This window comes from Vibrio sp. IB15 (genome assembly GCF_016406055.1).
Classification (GTDB): domain Bacteria; phylum Pseudomonadota; class Gammaproteobacteria; order Enterobacterales; family Vibrionaceae; genus Vibrio; species Vibrio chagasii.
Map to the genome: position 1 here is coordinate 16,019 of NZ_JAEFCE010000029.1, position 16,587 is coordinate 32,605.

Annotated in this window: 15 protein-coding genes; 10 read left to right on the top strand and 5 right to left on the bottom strand. The window is 45.5% G+C overall.

Going from position 1 to position 16,587, the window contains the following annotated elements:
• Nucleotides 1-255: 255 nt before the first annotated feature.
• The 7 genes from hinT to JC606_RS12395 all read left to right on the top strand — a co-directional run bounded on the left by hinT (nt 256) and on the right by JC606_RS12395 (nt 6,839).
• Nucleotides 256-606 carry a purine nucleoside phosphoramidase gene (hinT, locus tag JC606_RS12365; protein WP_004736268.1) on the top strand — a complete coding sequence of 117 codons (351 nt, stop codon included), beginning with the start codon at nt 256-258 and terminating at the stop codon, nt 604-606.
• 310 nt (nt 607-916) lie between these two features.
• Complete coding sequence (locus tag JC606_RS12370) at nt 917-2,308, top strand: COG3014 family protein (RefSeq protein ID WP_137406951.1); 1,392 nt, start codon at nt 917-919, stop codon at nt 2,306-2,308.
• Nucleotides 2,308-2,691, top strand: coding sequence for a YcfL family protein (locus tag JC606_RS12375; protein ID WP_004741950.1), 384 nt, complete (start codon nt 2,308-2,310; stop codon nt 2,689-2,691). Before JC606_RS12370 ends, JC606_RS12375 begins: the two co-directional genes overlap by 1 nt.
• Before the next feature lie 125 nt (nt 2,692-2,816).
• Entirely contained in the window at nt 2,817-3,407 is a 591-nt protein-coding gene (gene lpoB, locus JC606_RS12380) for a penicillin-binding protein activator LpoB (RefSeq protein ID WP_004741952.1), read from the top strand.
• A 153-nt stretch (nt 3,408-3,560) separates the two neighbouring features.
• The gene (locus tag JC606_RS12385; protein WP_137406949.1) at nt 3,561-4,415 is read left to right on the top strand and encodes a phosphotransferase; all 855 of its coding nucleotides are present in this window, start codon (nt 3,561-3,563) and stop codon (nt 4,413-4,415) included.
• Nucleotides 4,416-4,523: 108 nt separating this feature from the next.
• Nucleotides 4,524-5,063: an alpha/beta hydrolase YcfP gene (gene ycfP / locus JC606_RS12390; protein ID WP_137406948.1), complete on the top strand. Its 540-nt coding sequence runs from the start codon at nt 4,524-4,526 to the stop codon at nt 5,061-5,063.
• Between the two features lie 486 nt (nt 5,064-5,549).
• Entirely contained in the window at nt 5,550-6,839 is a 1,290-nt protein-coding gene (locus JC606_RS12395) for an NAD(P)/FAD-dependent oxidoreductase (RefSeq protein ID WP_004741956.1), read from the top strand.
• Between the two features lie 119 nt (nt 6,840-6,958).
• Here JC606_RS12395 and JC606_RS12400 read toward each other — a convergent pair whose 3' ends face one another.
• The 4 genes from JC606_RS12400 to JC606_RS12415 form a co-directional block, all read right to left on the bottom strand.
• The gene (locus JC606_RS12400; RefSeq protein ID WP_008223879.1) at nt 6,959-7,504 is read right to left on the bottom strand and encodes a GNAT family N-acetyltransferase; all 546 of its coding nucleotides are present in this window, start codon (nt 7,502-7,504) and stop codon (nt 6,959-6,961) included.
• 152 nt (nt 7,505-7,656) lie between these two features.
• Nucleotides 7,657-8,421 carry a peptidoglycan binding protein CsiV gene (locus JC606_RS12405; RefSeq protein ID WP_137406947.1) on the bottom strand — a complete coding sequence of 255 codons (765 nt, stop codon included), beginning with the start codon at nt 8,419-8,421 and terminating at the stop codon, nt 7,657-7,659.
• A 63-nt stretch (nt 8,422-8,484) separates the two neighbouring features.
• On the bottom strand, nt 8,485-11,946 hold the full coding sequence (gene mfd, locus JC606_RS12410) for a transcription-repair coupling factor (RefSeq protein ID WP_198778672.1): 3,462 nt from the start codon (nt 11,944-11,946) through the stop codon (nt 8,485-8,487).
• A 6-nt stretch (nt 11,947-11,952) separates the two neighbouring features.
• On the bottom strand, nt 11,953-12,522 hold the full coding sequence (locus JC606_RS12415) for a hypothetical protein (protein WP_008223874.1): 570 nt from the start codon (nt 12,520-12,522) through the stop codon (nt 11,953-11,955).
• A 227-nt stretch (nt 12,523-12,749) separates the two neighbouring features.
• Between JC606_RS12415 and lolC the strand changes: the two genes are divergently transcribed.
• The 3 genes from lolC to lolE are packed head-to-tail and all read left to right on the top strand — an operon-like array spanning nt 12,750 to nt 15,888.
• A complete protein-coding gene (lolC, locus tag JC606_RS12420) occupies nt 12,750-13,958 on the top strand; it encodes a lipoprotein-releasing ABC transporter permease subunit LolC (protein ID WP_198778673.1) in 1,209 nt (402 codons plus the stop codon).
• Entirely contained in the window at nt 13,951-14,643 is a 693-nt protein-coding gene (gene lolD / locus JC606_RS12425; RefSeq protein ID WP_061031789.1) for a lipoprotein-releasing ABC transporter ATP-binding protein LolD, read from the top strand. The genes lolC and lolD overlap by 8 nt, the downstream gene beginning before the upstream one ends.
• Entirely contained in the window at nt 14,644-15,888 is a 1,245-nt protein-coding gene (lolE, locus tag JC606_RS12430) for a lipoprotein-releasing ABC transporter permease subunit LolE (protein WP_137406943.1), read from the top strand.
• 172 nt (nt 15,889-16,060) lie between these two features.
• Here the strand turns inward: lolE and JC606_RS12435 are convergent, their stop codons facing one another.
• Nucleotides 16,061-16,570, bottom strand: coding sequence for a DUF2062 domain-containing protein (locus JC606_RS12435; protein ID WP_198778674.1), 510 nt, complete (start codon nt 16,568-16,570; stop codon nt 16,061-16,063).
• Between the last annotated feature and the right edge of the window lie 17 nt (nt 16,571-16,587).

The following is a 16,587-nucleotide window of genomic DNA, read 5'->3' on the forward strand; positions in this document are numbered from 1 at the left end:
GCAGACCTAATGTCAGGTCAAAGTAAAAATAACAAAATTATCAGCATTCTATTGAGCTCCTCTTACGCATTTTATGACGCACACGTCAAAAATAGCGCTCAGTTATAATCAACATGCCATTCTTGAGAGCTAAGACCAGTTTTCTTTGATTTGAACGGTGTTTTTTATTAAGCTTTAAAGCAGGTTTATTGTGGTTTGTAGCGGCATAGCGCATACTCAAAGCACTAAAAAGTAAATGTTTTATCGGAGAAAAACATGGCTGAAGAAACCATCTTTAGTAAGATTATTAACAAAGAAATTCCAGCAGATCTGCTATACCAAGACGATTTAGTGACAGCGTTTCGTGACATCAACCCACGTGCGCCTAGCCACATCCTAATTATCCCTAATAAGCTTATTCCAACGACCAACGATGTTGAAGTGGAAGACGAAGCAATGATGGGGCGCATGTTTACAGTTGCTCGTAAGCTAGCAAAAGAAGAGGGTATCGCAGAGGATGGTTACCGTCTTATCGTGAACTGTAACTCTCATGGTGGCCAAGAGGTTTACCACATCCACATGCACTTAGTTGGTGGCCGTCCGCTTGGCCCTTTACTGATGAGCTAATCAAATAAGTTAACGAATTAACAAAATAGTTAATGAACGAGCTAGAAAGTTAATGAGTTAATTAAAACAAACAACAAGTTGGAAAATTTGTTGTTTGTATGCCAACTTTAATTGTTATCTGTTGTCTGAATATCGGCTTTGCTTAGCCAGAGCCCGATGAAGCAAGCATTTACTTGCTTGAGATCCTTTTTACAGCACGTTTCGTTTTGATAATGAGACTAGGGGCTGTTGAGCTTTTGAGCTGATTTCACCACGAAAGGTCAGCAGACCATAATAAAGTTGGCATTTTAAACATGCACGGAGACGATAAGTGAAGCAACAGTTTAGATTCGCTTCCATTGCCCTACTATCGGCGCTGACCGCGGGATGCGCGAGTATGTCTGCAGGTAACCTGTTCAGTCATTACAGCGCACAAAATAAAAGTATCTACCAAGCTGTTAAATCTGGAGATTATTCAGAGGCTCAACAAGAGTTACCAGATTACGCAGCAGGCGATATTCTCGATAATTTTGAGAGAGGCAGAATCAATCTGTTGGATCAAAAGTACCCAGAGAGTAAGTCTTCGTTTGAAGCGGCGGATCAGGCTGTTACCGAGCAGCAGAGAAAAGCCGTCATCTCTATCTCAGACAGTGCAACCAGTGTGGGTGCATTGGCTGTGAATGACAACATTACCGAGTATGTGCCGCCGGATTACGAGTTAGGCTTTCTTCACCTTTATCTCGGCTTAAACTATTTAAAGAAAAACGATTTAGAAGGTGCGGTGATCGAAATGCGTCGCGCCAATCAAGTTCAAGAGCAAGCGAAAAAGCAGCGTGAGGCCGAGCTAGAAAGAGCCGCCAACGATGCGAAGAAGCAGGGGCTGTCTGCCAATGTTGGCAGTATTCTCGCGAGTTACCCAGATGCGGGTAAAAAGCTGCAGTCAGTACAAAATGCTTATCTGATGTTTTTATCGGGCCTGCTTTATGAAGCTTCAAACGACTTAAACAGTGCTTATGTTGATTATCGACGTGCGTTGGCGGTGATGCCTGATAACCAAGAGATTATCGACAGAACCATGGCAACGGCGGCACGCTTAGGTATGCGACAGGATTTAGCGACACTCGAGAAGCGTTACAAGCAGTCATCTAAGCTAAGTAGCGGGCAAGGGCGCGTGATTGTTCTTCAAGAGCAGAGTGCTGTTCAAGCAATGGACAGTTGGCGATTGGATTTACCTGTTTATGACAGTCGCGATCAGGGAGCAATATACTCTCTTGCGCTGCCATATTACCCAAGTCAGAACGTAGAGCGTTTTTCTCCGTTACGAATCAGTGGGCAGCCGCTGCAAGAGCATTTGATTACCGACGTAAACGCCATGGCTCAGAACGATCTCTCTGAGCGTATGACGAGCATTGTTATTCGCCAAGCGCTACGTGTGGTCGCAAAGGACCGCATTCGAAAAGAGGCAACAAAGGGTGATGATGTTGGAAACATTTTGTTCAATGTGTGGAACACGCTGACAGAGCAACCAGACACTCGCAGTTGGCAATCATTACCAGCTGAGATTAAGAGCAGTACGTTTGTAGCAAACAGCGGTCAATATACTTTGGAAGCGGGTGCTAAAACCTACGATTTTGATATTCGAGAAGGGCAGACCACTTTGGTATGGATTTCTCGACAAGGAAACAACGCAACAATGTGGCATAAACAGCTAGGGAGGCTGTAATGAAAAAGTGGTTAGTGAGCTTAGCAGCGGTTATGGCTCTGGCTGGTTGTGCTGATAATACAGCTGGCGTAAGGGTTGATAGTCTGACTCAGAACGTATTCTTTGGCGACAATGTATTGGGCAGCCGTTTACAAGTTGAAGATATTCGTACCGATCAGATTGATGGTCACACTCGAGGTATTGTCCGCTTAAACAGTAACTATAAAGGTGACCAACATATCCTTTATCGTTTCTATTGGTATGACGATGCAGGGCTTGAGGTCAACTTGAAGCAAGGGCCTTGGAAGCAAGCGATTGTGCGTGGCTTTGAAAGCATTTCGTTGTCGGAAGTATCGGTAAATCCGAAAGCAACTCAGTTCCGAGTGCAGTTCCGAGAGCAGTAAGAACAGATTTAGTTATAACCGGTGCTAGTCAACGTGGACTAGCACTTAAGAAAGCGAATTGATTCGCACAGATAAAAATTTAAGAGTGTGGGTAACCCCACTCAATGATAAGTTGAGGAAACATCATGAAAAAGAGTGTCATTGCGCTACTAGGCTTAGCGGTTATTTTAGGCGGTTGTTCGAACAAGGTAAGCTACGGTGATGCACAAGCAGTAGAAACCACAACAATCGATTTCGGTTCAACTGACCTTCAAACTATTGCTGGTGAGATGGTTGATAGCATGATGGCTTCTGGTTCAGTGTCGTACATTACTCGTGATCAGCGTCCAATCGTGTTCGTAGAGCGAATCAAGAACAAAACAAGCGAGCACATCGATACTGAGTCAATCACTGACACAATCAGTACTAAAATGCTGAACTCTGGTAAGTTCCGTTTCGTTGACATGGACCGTGTAGAGTCTGTTCGTGACCAACTAAACTTCCAAAACAACGATGAGCTAGTGAACCAAAGCTCTGCGATTCAGTTCGGTAAGATGGTTGGTGCTCAGTACATGCTGTATGGCAACCTATCAAGCATCGTTAAAAAAGCGGGCAGCGACGAAGACGTGTACTACAAAATGACTATGCGCCTGATGGACCTTGAGTCTGGCTTGATCGAGTGGGCTGACGAGACTGAAATCCGTAAGCAACAATCTAAGAGCCTACTAGGTCTTTAATTTCGCTTAACTGCCAAGTATGAACACTTACGTTTGAAAGTGGATAGGTTGGTCACACGCCAATTCAGTACATGATGTGCTGATATTCGAAGACACTGGCTCTGGTCAGTGTCTTTTTTGTAGGGAAACGAAGACGTTTATAGGGAATGAGCAATGGCAATTTTTTCTTGGTCTGAGGCTAAGCTTCTTGATACCAGTTTGAGTTCGCTTGATGGCTATTTTTCGCAGCCGCCAGTGAAGGCCCAGACACTCACCGGTGGTCTGACTAACCGATGTTGGAAGCTGGTTTCTGCTGATGGCGCTGAATACGTGTGGCGTCCGATCACACCAATTACCAAGGCCTTCTTTATTTCCCGCCATGAAGAGTACCAAGTGTTGTCTGCCATCGAGCGTCTTGGTATTGGACCAAGTCCGATAGTGGTGAATGAGCAGGGATTATTGGTTGAATGGGTTGCTGGGGATACGCTTTATGAAGGTTTAGATATTGATGACCTTTTGAAAACGCTTATCTCTGTGCATTTGGTTAACACAGCACGATTACCACTTAAGCCGTTTAGTTTTACAGCGCGAGTGGACCATTATTGGCTTCAGCTTGATGCTGTTCATAAGACAGAAATCTACAGCACCATTTATAAAGAGTGGCGTACAACGCCAAGTATCCCGAGTGTTGACCTCTCCTTATGTCACTTTGATCTCGGCGGTTATAACCTAGTCAAGAACAGTGACGTTATTAAAATCATCGATTGGGAATACGCGGCAATTGCTGACCCTAGATTAGATCTAACCTTAACCATTTCAGTCGCAGATGCCCCGGTGCAAGAAACGGTTGAAAAGTACTGTCAGCTGCGTGGTATTCACGATGTTCAGCCTTGGTTGGATGGTGTAGAAGCGTGGTTACCACGAAGTCGAATGATGGCAATGTTGTGGTATTTGCTCGCCCATCAACTGTGGGGAGATGAAAGTTATCTGCGTGAAGCTGAGGCTCTCAGTCACACTTTCTGTAGCTAGGATCACGTTTAGGAAGTGAAAAATATAATTTCGATGGTCTTCCCTTTAAAACCTTGTTTTTCTTGTTAGATTGATCAAAACGTACCAATATTCAATGGGGGAGGTACAATGATTATCTATCTTCACGGCTTTGACTCAACAAGCCCGGGCAATCACGAAAAAATACTGCAGTTGCAATTCATTGATGATGACGTTCGTTTCATCAACTACAGTACTTTGCATCCAAAGCATGACATGCAGCACCTACTGAAAGAGGTGCACAAAGTGATAGAGCAATCAGATGATCCACATCCAATTATTTGTGGTGTTGGCTTAGGTGGTTTTTGGTCTGAGCGTATTGGTTTCTTGTGTGGTATTAAGCAGGTAATTTTCAACCCGAACCTGCAACCTGAAAACAACATGGTGGGCCGAATCGATCGTCCTGAAGAGTACGAAGATATTGCGACTAAGTGTGTGGAACAGTACCGCATGAAAAACAAAGGTCGCTGCCTAGTGGTGCTTTCTCGTGAAGATGAAATTCACGACAATAGCAAAACTGCAGCTGTACTCGAAGATTACTACGATGTGATTTGGGATGAGAAAGAGAGCCATAAATTCAAAAAAATCTCTCAACATCTTCAAGCAATGAAAGCTTTCAAAGACGCTTAACATACTAAGTATTTTATAAAAAGCGGCACTCAATGAGTGCCGATTTTTTTATTTTGAATGTAACGTTACTATTGATGATGCTGTCGTAGCTGCTATGTTGATAAGTTTGCGCAAACGTTAACTATTTGGCGGCGAATCCTCATTGAGGGTAAGGATTTTAGTTGCGGTCATCGGTTTGCTATATATAATGTTCCAAAGCAAAATATTTTGATAAATATCAAAAAAAATTGAGAGCGAGTGATAAAACTTGCCCATTATTTGTGTACTACCTCTAAGGTTGTCACCTTTTTTATCCATGTGAGTAAGGCGATAAACGGATGTTTGTTGCTTGTAGCCCCTCTAACTACTCGGTGAGCTGTCGTTATTCTTTTTCGCGGTTATCCAATATGTCACAGCCTTATGTAAAGGCCGGGTAGATACATAGAATTTATCGGTTGGAGTGATCGAGCCGAACCCTATTTATTCATTTTGTAGAGGATTGTCATTGTGACAAAAATTATCGTAGTAGGCGGCGGTGCTGGTGGTTTAGAACTAGCAACTAAGCTTGGCCGCACTTTAGGTCGTAAGAAACGTGCCCAGATTACACTGGTAGACCGTAAAGCAAGCCACCTATGGAAGCCATTACTTCATGAAGTAGCGACTGGCTCTCTAGATGAAGGTGTGGATGCGTTAAGCTACCGCGCGCACGCAAAAAACCATTACTTCGATTTCCAAATGGGCAGCCTGAACGACATCGATCGTGAGCGTAAAGTGATTGCACTTAGCGAGCTGAGAGATGAGCACGGTGAATTGCTGATGCCAAGCCGTGAGCTAGAATACGACATTCTGGTTATGGCACTAGGTTCAACGTCTAATGATTTCAACACTCCAGGCGTTCGTGATAACTGTATTTTCCTTGATAGCCCAGAACAAGCTCACCGTTTCCGTACTGAAATGAACAACCAGTTCTTAAAGCTGCACGCTAAGAATGGTCAAGGTACGGTAGACATCGCGATTGTTGGTGCGGGTGCTACTGGTGTTGAACTGTCGGCTGAGCTCCACAACGCTGTAAAAGAGCTTCGTACATACGGTTTTGGTGACCTAGATTCAAGCAAGCTAAACGTAAACCTAGTGGAAGCGGGCGAGCGTATTCTTCCTGCTCTTCCTCCTCGTATTTCGAGCGCTGCGCACTCTGAGCTAACTAAGCTTGGTGTGAACGTTCGTACCAATACTATGGTAACGCAAGCCGATGCTGATGGCCTAACAACGAAAGATGGCGACAAAATCCCAGCTCAAATCATGGTATGGGCAGCAGGTATTAAAGCGCCGGATTTCATGAAAGATATTGGTGGTCTTGAAACTAACCGTATCAACCAACTGGTTGTGAAAAACACGCTGCAAACGACGCTTGATGACAACATCTTTGCTATCGGTGACTTGGCGCAATGTACACAAGCGGATGGTTCTTTTGTTCCACCTCGTGCTCAAGCGGCTCACCAAATGGCAAGCTGCGCATTCAGTAACATCATTGCTAAGCTGAACGGTCGTGACCTGAAAGATTACATCTACAAAGATAAAGGCTCACTAGTATCACTAAGCCGTTTCTCTACGGTAGGTAGCTTGATGGGTAACCTGACTAAAGGTTCGATGATGGTTGAAGGTCGTATTGCTCGCGTGGTTTACATCTCTTTGTACCGCATGCACCAGATGGCGCTTCACGGAATCATCAAGACGTCACTAATGATGTTGGTTGGCCGTATCAACCGTGTTCTACGTCCAAATCTAAAGCTTCACTAATTAGCTAGCTTTTCGAAGAAGAGTTAAGCTTTCAAAATGCTTAACGCTGATAGTAAAAAAGAGCTCTTCGGAGCTCTTTTTTGATCGTGTCAGTTAAGTGGTAGCCTTGTTGGTTATTGCTAAGCCACCGGTGGCAGTACTGAGTAAACGACCCCATCTTTTGGTTTACCGTTGAAGATGAATCGATTTTTGGCAATGGTTTCTCGCTCTGCGCCGCACTTCTCTATGAGCTTTTGGCTCGGTAGGTTTTCGGTATCACAAACAATCTCTAAACGCGTTAGTTTGAGCTGCGCAAAGCAAAATTCAAACAGAGCCAACATCGCTTCTTTTGCAATGCCTTTTCTCTGAAATTGGTCGCCAACCCAATATCCTAAACTCGCCATGTTAAAGGTGTGGTAAAGCTCATTGATGGCTACCATGCCGACCAGCTTATCGCTTTTTCGCTCAAAAATACCAAAGCCAAACGCATCGGCTTTCACCCAGTTTAGGCGAGTTGCCAGAATGAACTTCTCTGCCTCTACGATAGAGAACTGATCGTGACACCAATCGACCCAAGGCAGTAAGCTAGGGGAAGACTTGATCAGTTGAGAAAACTCTTGTGCGTCAGAAGGCTCAATAATTCTTAGGCTAAGGTTTTGAGTATTGATCTGGAAGTCGGGGCTCATAGGGCGTACCAATTAAATTTGTAAGTACCTGCTGAAAGTAGCCAGCACTTAATAAAACGCCCTCACAATGGAGGGCGTTTGGAGTGATTAATATGAGTATAGCGAGATCGCGAGTAGAGTAACCAGCTTAGTCGCTATATCACTAGAGCCGCTTATTGAGCAACACGACGGACTTGAATCACCATGCCAAGAAGCGGGTGGTCAAGGTAGTGAGTTTCTGTACTACGCATACGACGTTTTTGGTCCATACGGTAGCTCTTAAGGAACTCTTCTACTTGAACGGTCGGTGAAATCTCGGTTAGGTTGCCCACCTGAACATTGCTCTCTGCACCGCTTACTGGAGAATCGAGTTCAATTTGCTGTTCTTGCAGCGTGACTTCACGAACGCTTGGTGCTTTCAAATCTAGAGTGGTTTCAGCGTATAGGTAGTGCTGAACATAGATTTGTAGCTTGCCGTCTAGTTCATAAAGCGGTTTGTCGATGGTCTCTTCTTGGAAGCCATCAGCACTTGCGGTAACCGCGCCTTTTTCAGATCCGTCAGCATTGAACTGTTTAGAGAAGTCTTTACCTGCTTGAATGTGGAAAACAGGTGCTGAGCTCTTACCTTGATCGCCTTGACGCCAAGCCGTATGCATCAGTACTTCAAAGCCAGCGTGCTGCTTTAGCTTATCTTTCTGAGGCGTCAGTTTGTACTCCGAGTAAGGGAGCATTTTTACCCCTTTACTTGCTCGGTACTGGGTGTCCTGAAATGAACCAACGCGCTCAAGTGAAATCTTTGGCTGCGTGTTTGGCCAAGACTCATTCACCTTCTCAGCATCAACTGCGCGCTTAAAAATGATCACTTCTATATCAAATTGTCTCTGTGCCAAACTTGGCAGTGAGACGAACAATAGTAGCAGTGGGATCAGTCTTTTCATTTTTACTCCGTTTTCCAGCCGCACTACCGGCTGGATAAATTATATGTGCAAGTGGATTAGGCTTTACGCTGAAGGCAGCAAGTTCTGTCTGAATTCGCCTAGTAAATCACTAACAAATTGAATTCGTTTCCGTCTGTCGACCAATGGTATCGTAAACTTGAACTTAGTTGGTCCTTCCATTGAAAACTTTTGCGGTTGAGATTGCAACAGTTTAACGAGGTAGTTAGGGTTTATGTCAGCATCCGGGTAGAATTCGATAAATCCGCCTTTATCGTGCGCTTCAATTTTCTTCGCCTTGATAGAGGCAGCAGCCAACTTAAGCTCGGAAACCGATAACAAGTTTTTGGTTGCATCGGGAAGAATACCAAAGCGGTCGATAAGCTCGACTTTTAGCTCTGCAAGTTCATCCGTGTCACTCACGCTCGCAATGCGTTTGTATGTTGATAAGCGCGTGTTGATGTCTGGAATGTAGTCGTCTGGCAATAGAGCAGGAATGCGCATCTCAATCTCAGTTTGCTCACGTAACAGATCATCAAGTGACGGCTCTCGACCTTCTTTCAAGGCCTCAACCGCTTGCTCTAGCATCTCCATATACAGCGTGAAGCCGACAGATTGGATCTGACCGCTCTGTTCATCACCCAACAGTTCACCGGCACCACGGATCTCTAAATCGTGTGTTGCGAGGGTAAAGCCTGCGCCTAAGTCTTCCAGAGATGCAATCGCGTCTAGTCGTTTAATGGCATCTTTGGTCATCGCTTTCGGATGCGGCGTCAGTAGGTACGCGTAAGCTTGGTGGTGAGAACGACCCACACGGCCACGCAATTGGTGAAGCTGTGCTAGACCAAGATTATCGGCTCTGTCCATCAAGATGGTATTGGCTGTCGGAACATCGATACCGGTTTCGATGATGGTTGTACACACCAACAAGTTAAAGCGTTGGTGGTAGAAGTCGTTCATGATGCGTTCTAGTTCGCGCTCTCGCATTTGACCGTGAGCGACGGTTACTCGCGCTTCCGGAATCAGTTTTTGTAGTGACTCTGCGGTTTTCTCAATGGTATCGACTTGATTGTGCAGGAAGTAAACCTGACCACCACGCATGATCTCACGAAGTACTGCTTCTCTCACTACGGCATCGTCACTTTGACGAACAAAGGTTTTGATAGCCAAGCGTCGTGCTGGTGGCGTTGCAATGATCGATAGGTCACGCATCCCACTCATCGCCATGTTGAGCGTTCTTGGGATTGGCGTTGCAGTCAGCGTTAGAATGTCGACATCGGCACGCATCGCTTTTACTTTCTCTTTCTGGCGGACACCAAAGCGGTGTTCTTCATCGACGATCAGTAAGCCAAGGTCTTTGAATTTGATATCACTAGAGAGCAGTTTGTGAGTACCGACTAGGATATCCACTTTACCGTCCGCGACATCTTGCATGATCGCTTTTTGCTCTTTCGCGGACTTGAATCGAGACAGTACTTCAACACGAATTGGTAAATTTGCGAAACGGTCTCGGAAGTTTTCGAAATGTTGCTGAGCAAGTAGGGTTGTCGGAACCAGAACCGCCACTTGTTTACTGTTATCCGTACAAACGAATGCCGCGCGCATTGCGACTTCTGTTTTACCAAAACCAACATCACCACACACTAAGCGGTCCATGGCTTTTGCTTGGCACATGTCAGACATCACCGCATTGATTGCCATCGCTTGGTCATCGGTTTCTTCAAATGGGAAGCCAGATTTGAAGGTTGCGTATTGCTCGCGATCTAAAACAAATTTATAGCCAGGTTTAAGCTCACGCTTGGCGTAAACATCCAGCAGATCTGCAGCAACGTCACGTACTTTTTCAGCGGCACGCTTACGCGCTTTTTGCCAAGCCTCACTACCTAGCTTGTGCAGTGGTGCAGATTCTTCGGCGCCACCAGAGTATCGTCCAATAAGGTTCAAAGAAGCTACTGGCACGTATAACTTGGCATCGTTTTGGTACTCAAGTGTCACGTATTCGGTTTTCATGCCGCCGGCTTCGAGGGTTTGCAGGCCGATGTAACGACCAATACCGTGGTCAATGTGCACAACAGGTTGACCTGGTTTTAACTCTGCCAGGTGGCGGATAACCGTGTCGCTATTAACGCTTTTCTTATCTTTCTTACGGCGTTGAACAACGCGGTCACCAAGTAAGTCGCTTTCGCAGATAAGCGCGAGGTTTTTCTCTTCGTGAACAAAACCGTGTTCAGCAGAACCTAGGATCAGACTGAACTTGTCTTTAGCCTTAACGGCTGCATCGAGGTTTTCAACTTCGTTTGGTCGTATTTTGATACCGCGAAGTAGTTCGCTCAATGCTTCACGACGACCTTCTGACTCAACCGAAAAAACAACCTTGCCATCGAAGGCTTCAGTGAATTTTCTTAGGTTTGCTAAAGGCTCTTTGTTTTGGTGTTGAACACTGAGATCAGGCAGTGACGTAACCGGAAGGTTGATGCGTCCAGCTTTCTCTTCAATAGATTCTAAGCTCAGGTTGACCTGTGGCTTTTGCTTGAAGTGTGCGAACAGTTCGTCTTTTTTCAGCCAAAGCTGTTCTGGCGCTAATAGAGGACGTAATGGGTCGACCCCACGTTGGTCGTATCGATGAGCGACATCAGCAAGGAAAGAGTCAACGGCGGTTTCGACATCACCTAATACCAGAATCTGTGCTTCGTCAGCGACATAGTCAAACAGTGTTTCTGTGTGATCGAAGAATAGAGGCTGCCAATACTCAATACCAGCAGGCCATGTGCCTTTAGATACCTGCATGTAAACCGATTCTGGTTCACGTCGTGCATCGAATTGTTGACGCCAACGAATGCGGAAATCTTCTATCGCTGTTTCCGAAGTTGGAAACTCGTGCGCTGGTAAGAGTCGAATTTCAGAGATGTCTTCGATAGAACGTTGGTTCTCTGGATCGAAGGTTCGGATGGTGTCGATCTCGTCATCAAAGAAGTCGATACGATAAGGATCTTTACTGCCCATCGGGAACAGGTCAAGAATAGAACCACGGCTCGCGTATTCACCGGGGCCAAATACTTGGTCAACGTAACGATAGCCAGATTTTTCAAGTTGCAGGCGCAGTTTCTCTAGTGAGTAAAGATCACCAGTTTTCACCATTAGAGTGTGCTGTAGCAAGAAGTCACGTGGTGATTGGCGCTGGAGTAGCGTGCTGATCGGTACGATCGTGATGCCGTCTTTTAGCGTCGGCAATGCATAAAGGCGCGCGATACGATCTGAAATGATCTCTTGGTGTGGTGAGAAGCTGTCGTAAGGCAAAGTTTCCCAGTCTGGGAATAGTGCAACTTCGCTCGCCGTAAACTGTTCAATTTCAGATTGCAGCTTGAGTGCGATTTGTGGATCTGGTACAGCAAGTACAGTATGACTGTTGTGTTGCTCTGCGAGTTTAGCGATAGCAAGAGCGAGAGACGAACCAACAAGGTTACCAATGTGCTTCTTGTCACCGGCTCCTTTGAGGGTAGGTAGGGTAAAAATAGATTGTTTGGTCATGTTAATTTACTTGTTATCTCGGTCTAGAGAGCGTTGACGCAAAAGTTTCTGTTGTTGATGAAGTGCCGCTTTGATCAGCAGGTCTTGGTCAGTATCACGAAGATGAGCGTATTTGAAGTTAATTTCGAAACCTGAATCTTTAGGTTGGCTTGCAAACACTTCCGCATAGCAGTAAATCGCTGCGGCAGGGTGTTCCAAGAACAGCTTCGCCTTTACCAAGCGACCTGGCTCGATGTCTGTCTTAGAAAAACAGGAAAATTGGCTCGCACCGAATGAGTAGGTGTGAGTTCGAAACTTCTCATCATCTTGCTGCGATAACATAAAGCTCAACAGCAGGTTTAATTTAGAGTTCTGTGCATCCAATAAACTGGTGACATTCTTCAAGTCGCTGTTTTTCAGTTCAGCGCGAGCGCTGTCGGCTAATAGGTCCAGTTGGCTAAATTCACTCGCCACAACAAAAGGGGCAGGGATCTCGGATTCGAACTGAATTTGAGAGGGTAAAGTGAAGTTACTTTCCATCGGTTCTATATTAGCGGTAAGACTGTGGTGAACAGTGAAAAACTCTTGTTCTGTCATGCGTTAGTTCCTTGAAGTGATCTATTGATTATCGCTATGTGGCGGCAGTAATCAAGGTCAGTTAATTGAAACTATCAAATAGTTGTTTGAAATTTGGTGTTTTGACAGGGTTCTGTTTTTCGGGCTTAACTAATTGAGTTAATTCACTCTATATTTTCAATTAACCCCTACACAGTAACAGCAATACCCGTTACATTAACCCGCATCCCTTTTTGATGGTTCAAAGTATGTTTCATCCTATTTCAATGTTTGTTGGCCTGCGTTATTTGAAAGGCCGTTCAGGTGATCGCTTTAGCCGTTTTGTTTCTTATATGTCGACAGCGGGTATCACCATTGGTGTGCTGTCTTTGATTACTGTTTTATCGGTAATGAATGGATTCGAAGCGCAATTAAAAGACCGAATTCTCGGCGTTCTTCCTCAGGCAGTGGTTTATGAGCAAGGTGGTAAGACGCTACTCTCTGAACAAGCCCCTGGTTTTGCTAAGCAAATTTCGCTTAATGGTCATGTTGAACCGATCGTTCGCAGTGAGGCGGTGATTCAGAGCCCTGCGCAACTGTCAGCGGGCCTTTTGATTGGCATCCAACCCAATTCTGATGATCCACTTCAAGACCACCTCATTGCGGGTAGACTGTCTTCACTAAAAGCTGGGCAATATCAGCTGTTCCTTGGTCATACACTGGCGAGAAACCTAAAGGTATCGATGGGCGACAAGGTTCGCCTAATGGTGACTAGCGCAAGCCAATACACACCACTTGGCCGTATTCCTAGCCAACGTAATTTCACCGTAGCCGGTATCTTTAATACGGGCTCGGACATTGATGCTCAACTTATGGTGACGGATATCCAAGATGCAGGGCGTTTGATGCGCTACAAGTCGGACACTATTTCAGGTTGGCGACTGTTTTTTGAAGACCCATTTGAAGTCGCAGAGCTATCGAGTCAACCCTTACCAGATGGTTGGTTATGGAGCGATTGGCGGGACCAACGTGGCGAGCTGTTCCAAGCGGTTCGTATGGAGAAAAACATGATGGGCCTAATGCTTGGGCTGATCATCGGGGTTGCCGCATTTAATATTATCTCTGCGTTGATTATGGTGGTGATGGAGAAGCAATCTGAGGTCGCGATACTTAAAACCCAAGGCATGACCGATGGTCAAGTGATGGGCATCTTTATGGTTCAAGGTGCAAGTAGTGGCGTTATTGGCGCACTATCCGGCGGCGCATTAGGCGTTGTTCTGGCAATGAACCTTAACCCGATTTTAGAAGCGATGGGTGTTGCTCTATTCTCGTTTGGTGGTCAGTTACCTATTTTGATTAACCCAATTCAAATCGCCGTTGTTGTGGTACTTGCTATTGCACTTAGCTTGATTGCTACTATTTTCCCTTCTTACCGTGCATCTTCTGTGAAACCTGCTGAGGCCCTTCGTTATGAGTAATTTTCTTCAATGTAATGATATCCGTAAAACGTACCGTGAAGGCTCGTTGGATACTGAGGTCCTTAAAGGGGTGAGCTTTGAGATCGAAAAAGGTGAACTGGTTTCTATCATAGGTACTTCTGGTTCAGGTAAGAGTACGTTACTGCATATTTTAGGAGCGCTTGATGATGCTTCTGCGGGGAGCGTGAGCTTTCTGGGTCAAGACTTAGCTAAACTGAGCTCGAACAAGCAGGCTAAGCTTCGCAACCAGCACCTTGGTTTTGTTTATCAATTCCACCATCTATTGTCTGACTTTTCAGCATTAGAAAACGTCGCTATGCCGCTGTTGATAGGTGGTGAAAAGCCTGCGAAAGCCAAACAAGAAGCACAGTTGTTACTTGATAAAGTGGGACTAAGTCATCGAGTTGATCACCGTCCTTCAGAGCTTTCTGGTGGTGAAAGGCAACGTGTGGCGATCGCTCGTGCATTAGTAAATAAGCCTGCTCTTGTGCTAGCGGATGAGCCGACGGGTAACCTAGACCACAATACTGCGCTTTCCATTTATGACTTAATGCGAGAGTTGAATCGCGAATACGATACCGCCTTTTTAGTGGTGACCCATGATGGCGAACTCGCTGGCAAAATGGATCGTCAACTGCACATGCAAGATGGTTTGTTGGTTAACGTAGAAAAAGAGGAGAGCTAAGTGTTTTCTTCTTTATCTCTTTTGATAGGCGGCCGCTTCAGCCGTGCTAAACAGCGAGACAAGATGGTGTCTTTCATCTCTTTGTCTTCGACGATTGGTATTGCGGTTGGTGTGGCGGTGATCATTATCGGTCTGTCAGCCATGAATGGTTTTGAGCGTGAGCTAGAATCGCGCGTTCTATCTGTGATTCCCCATGGTGAGTTTGAAGGGGTCAATGAACCTGTAACTCGCTGGCAGCATGTGGTAGAGCAGTCCGAAAAAAATGACAAAGTCGTTGCCGCTGCGCCTTATGTGAAAATCACAGCGCTCGCTGAAAAGGGCAAAGAACTTAAAGCGATTGAGGTGCGTGGTGTTGACCCACAGCTTGAGCAACAGGTATCGAGTCTATCAAGCTTCATTAATAAGCAAGTATGGAGCAATTTCAAAGCAGGGCAGCAGCAGATCATCTTAGGCTCTGGTGTCGCCAATGTGCTTGGCGCGCAAGTGGGTGATTACTTGACTTTGATGATCCCAACAGTGAACGGCTCGGTTAAGGTTCAGGCGCCAAAGCGGGTACGAGTAAAAGTTGCCGGCTTACTGACGCTGAATGGACAAATTGACCATAGCTTAGCGCTCATTCCGATTGGTGATGCTCAGGTTTATGCGAACTTGGGGGAGGCTGTGACAGGTGTCTCTTTGAAAGTGACCGATGTACTGAACGCTAACGAGATTGTACGTGAGGTTGGCAACCAGCTTGATGTGTATGTTTACCTGCGCAGTTGGCAACAGAAGTTCGGCTTCCTATATCGAGATATTCAATTGGTTCGCACCATTATGTACTTAGTCATGGTGCTAGTGATTGGTGTTGCGTGTTTCAATATTGTCTCTACCTTGATGATGGCAGTAAAAGATAGGGCTTCGGAGATCGCAATCTTAAGAACCATGGGCGCTTCCGATGGTTTAGTTAAACGTATTTTTGTTTGGCAGGGCGTGTTCTCAGGCGTATTAGGTAGCTTAGTCGGCAGTGCGATAGGTGTTTTGGTTGCACTCAATCTTACCACTCTAATTAAGGGTCTTGAGAAGCTGATCGATCACCAATTCCTGTCTGGTGATATCTACTTTGTCGACTTCTTGCCATCACAGCTGAATATGATGGATGTCGTTGTAGTATCAGGTACTGCAATCGCTTTAAGTCTGCTGGCGACATGGTACCCAGCATCTCGAGCAGCGAAGTTAAATCCAGCTTCTGTGCTGAGCTCCAAATAACCAACCGACTGTTTCGACAGATACAAAAAAGGATCCCTTGTGGGATCCTTTTTTATTGAATTCAAACTGTATTATCTAAGACTTTCATTACATGCCTATCATCTAATGGCTTATAACTCGTCTTATTTTCACAGCTATCTCTTAAAGTGGAGAGCGCGTCAGTATAGATTCACTATCTTGCTTGTCGTTTGTTCCAGCTTCTTACTACTGAGTAGCGCCATAAGCCACGAATACCGAAATAACCAATCATTGCTGAAATCACACCACAAATCATACAGCCCAGCAGGAACGGAGGCCCGATGGTGCTCATTTGCGCCAAGATAAAGTCCCAAGACAGTTCGAAGTGGAAGGCTTGCGGCGGAACATGCATAACGAATGCACCTACTTTATAGGCAAAGTAGAACAAGACTGGCATGGTTACGGGGTTACTGATCCAAACGAGAGCGACAGCCAGCGGTAAGTTAACACCGCATACAACGGCTAGGCCTGCAGACATAATCATTTGGCTTGGTAGAGGGACAAACGCCATGAATAACCCAACAGCGAACGCGCCGGCCGCGGAGCGACGATTAAGGCACCATAAGTTGGGGTTGTACAAAACATTGCCAAAAACTTTTAATGCTTTCTGACGCTTGATGAGCTCATGGTCAGGCATAAATCGTTTGATAAACTTTCTTGGCATAGGAGGAAGCTACTCTC

What these genes read in the sequence shown, in the direction of transcription:
- mfd (WP_198778672.1), bottom strand. Translation starts at nt 11,946, where the DNA reads ATGACCAAACAATCTATTTTTACCCTACCTACCCTCAAAGGAGCCGGT.
- lolD (WP_061031789.1), top strand. Translation starts at nt 13,951, where the DNA reads ATGAGTAATTTTCTTCAATGTAATGATATCCGTAAAACGTACCGTGAA.
- hinT (WP_004736268.1), top strand. Translation starts at nt 256, where the DNA reads ATGGCTGAAGAAACCATCTTTAGTAAGATTATTAACAAAGAAATTCCA.
- JC606_RS12385 (WP_137406949.1), top strand. Translation starts at nt 3,561, where the DNA reads ATGGCAATTTTTTCTTGGTCTGAGGCTAAGCTTCTTGATACCAGTTTG.
- JC606_RS12405 (WP_137406947.1), bottom strand. Translation starts at nt 8,421, where the DNA reads ATGAAAAGACTGATCCCACTGCTACTATTGTTCGTCTCACTGCCAAGT.
- lpoB (WP_004741952.1), top strand. Translation starts at nt 2,817, where the DNA reads ATGAAAAAGAGTGTCATTGCGCTACTAGGCTTAGCGGTTATTTTAGGC.
- ycfP (WP_137406948.1), top strand. Translation starts at nt 4,524, where the DNA reads ATGATTATCTATCTTCACGGCTTTGACTCAACAAGCCCGGGCAATCAC.
- JC606_RS12435 (WP_198778674.1), bottom strand. Translation starts at nt 16,570, where the DNA reads ATGCCAAGAAAGTTTATCAAACGATTTATGCCTGACCATGAGCTCATC.
- lolC (WP_198778673.1), top strand. Translation starts at nt 12,750, where the DNA reads ATGTTTCATCCTATTTCAATGTTTGTTGGCCTGCGTTATTTGAAAGGC.
- JC606_RS12400 (WP_008223879.1), bottom strand. Translation starts at nt 7,504, where the DNA reads ATGAGCCCCGACTTCCAGATCAATACTCAAAACCTTAGCCTAAGAATT.
- JC606_RS12375 (WP_004741950.1), top strand. Translation starts at nt 2,308, where the DNA reads ATGAAAAAGTGGTTAGTGAGCTTAGCAGCGGTTATGGCTCTGGCTGGT.
- JC606_RS12415 (WP_008223874.1), bottom strand. Translation starts at nt 12,522, where the DNA reads ATGACAGAACAAGAGTTTTTCACTGTTCACCACAGTCTTACCGCTAAT.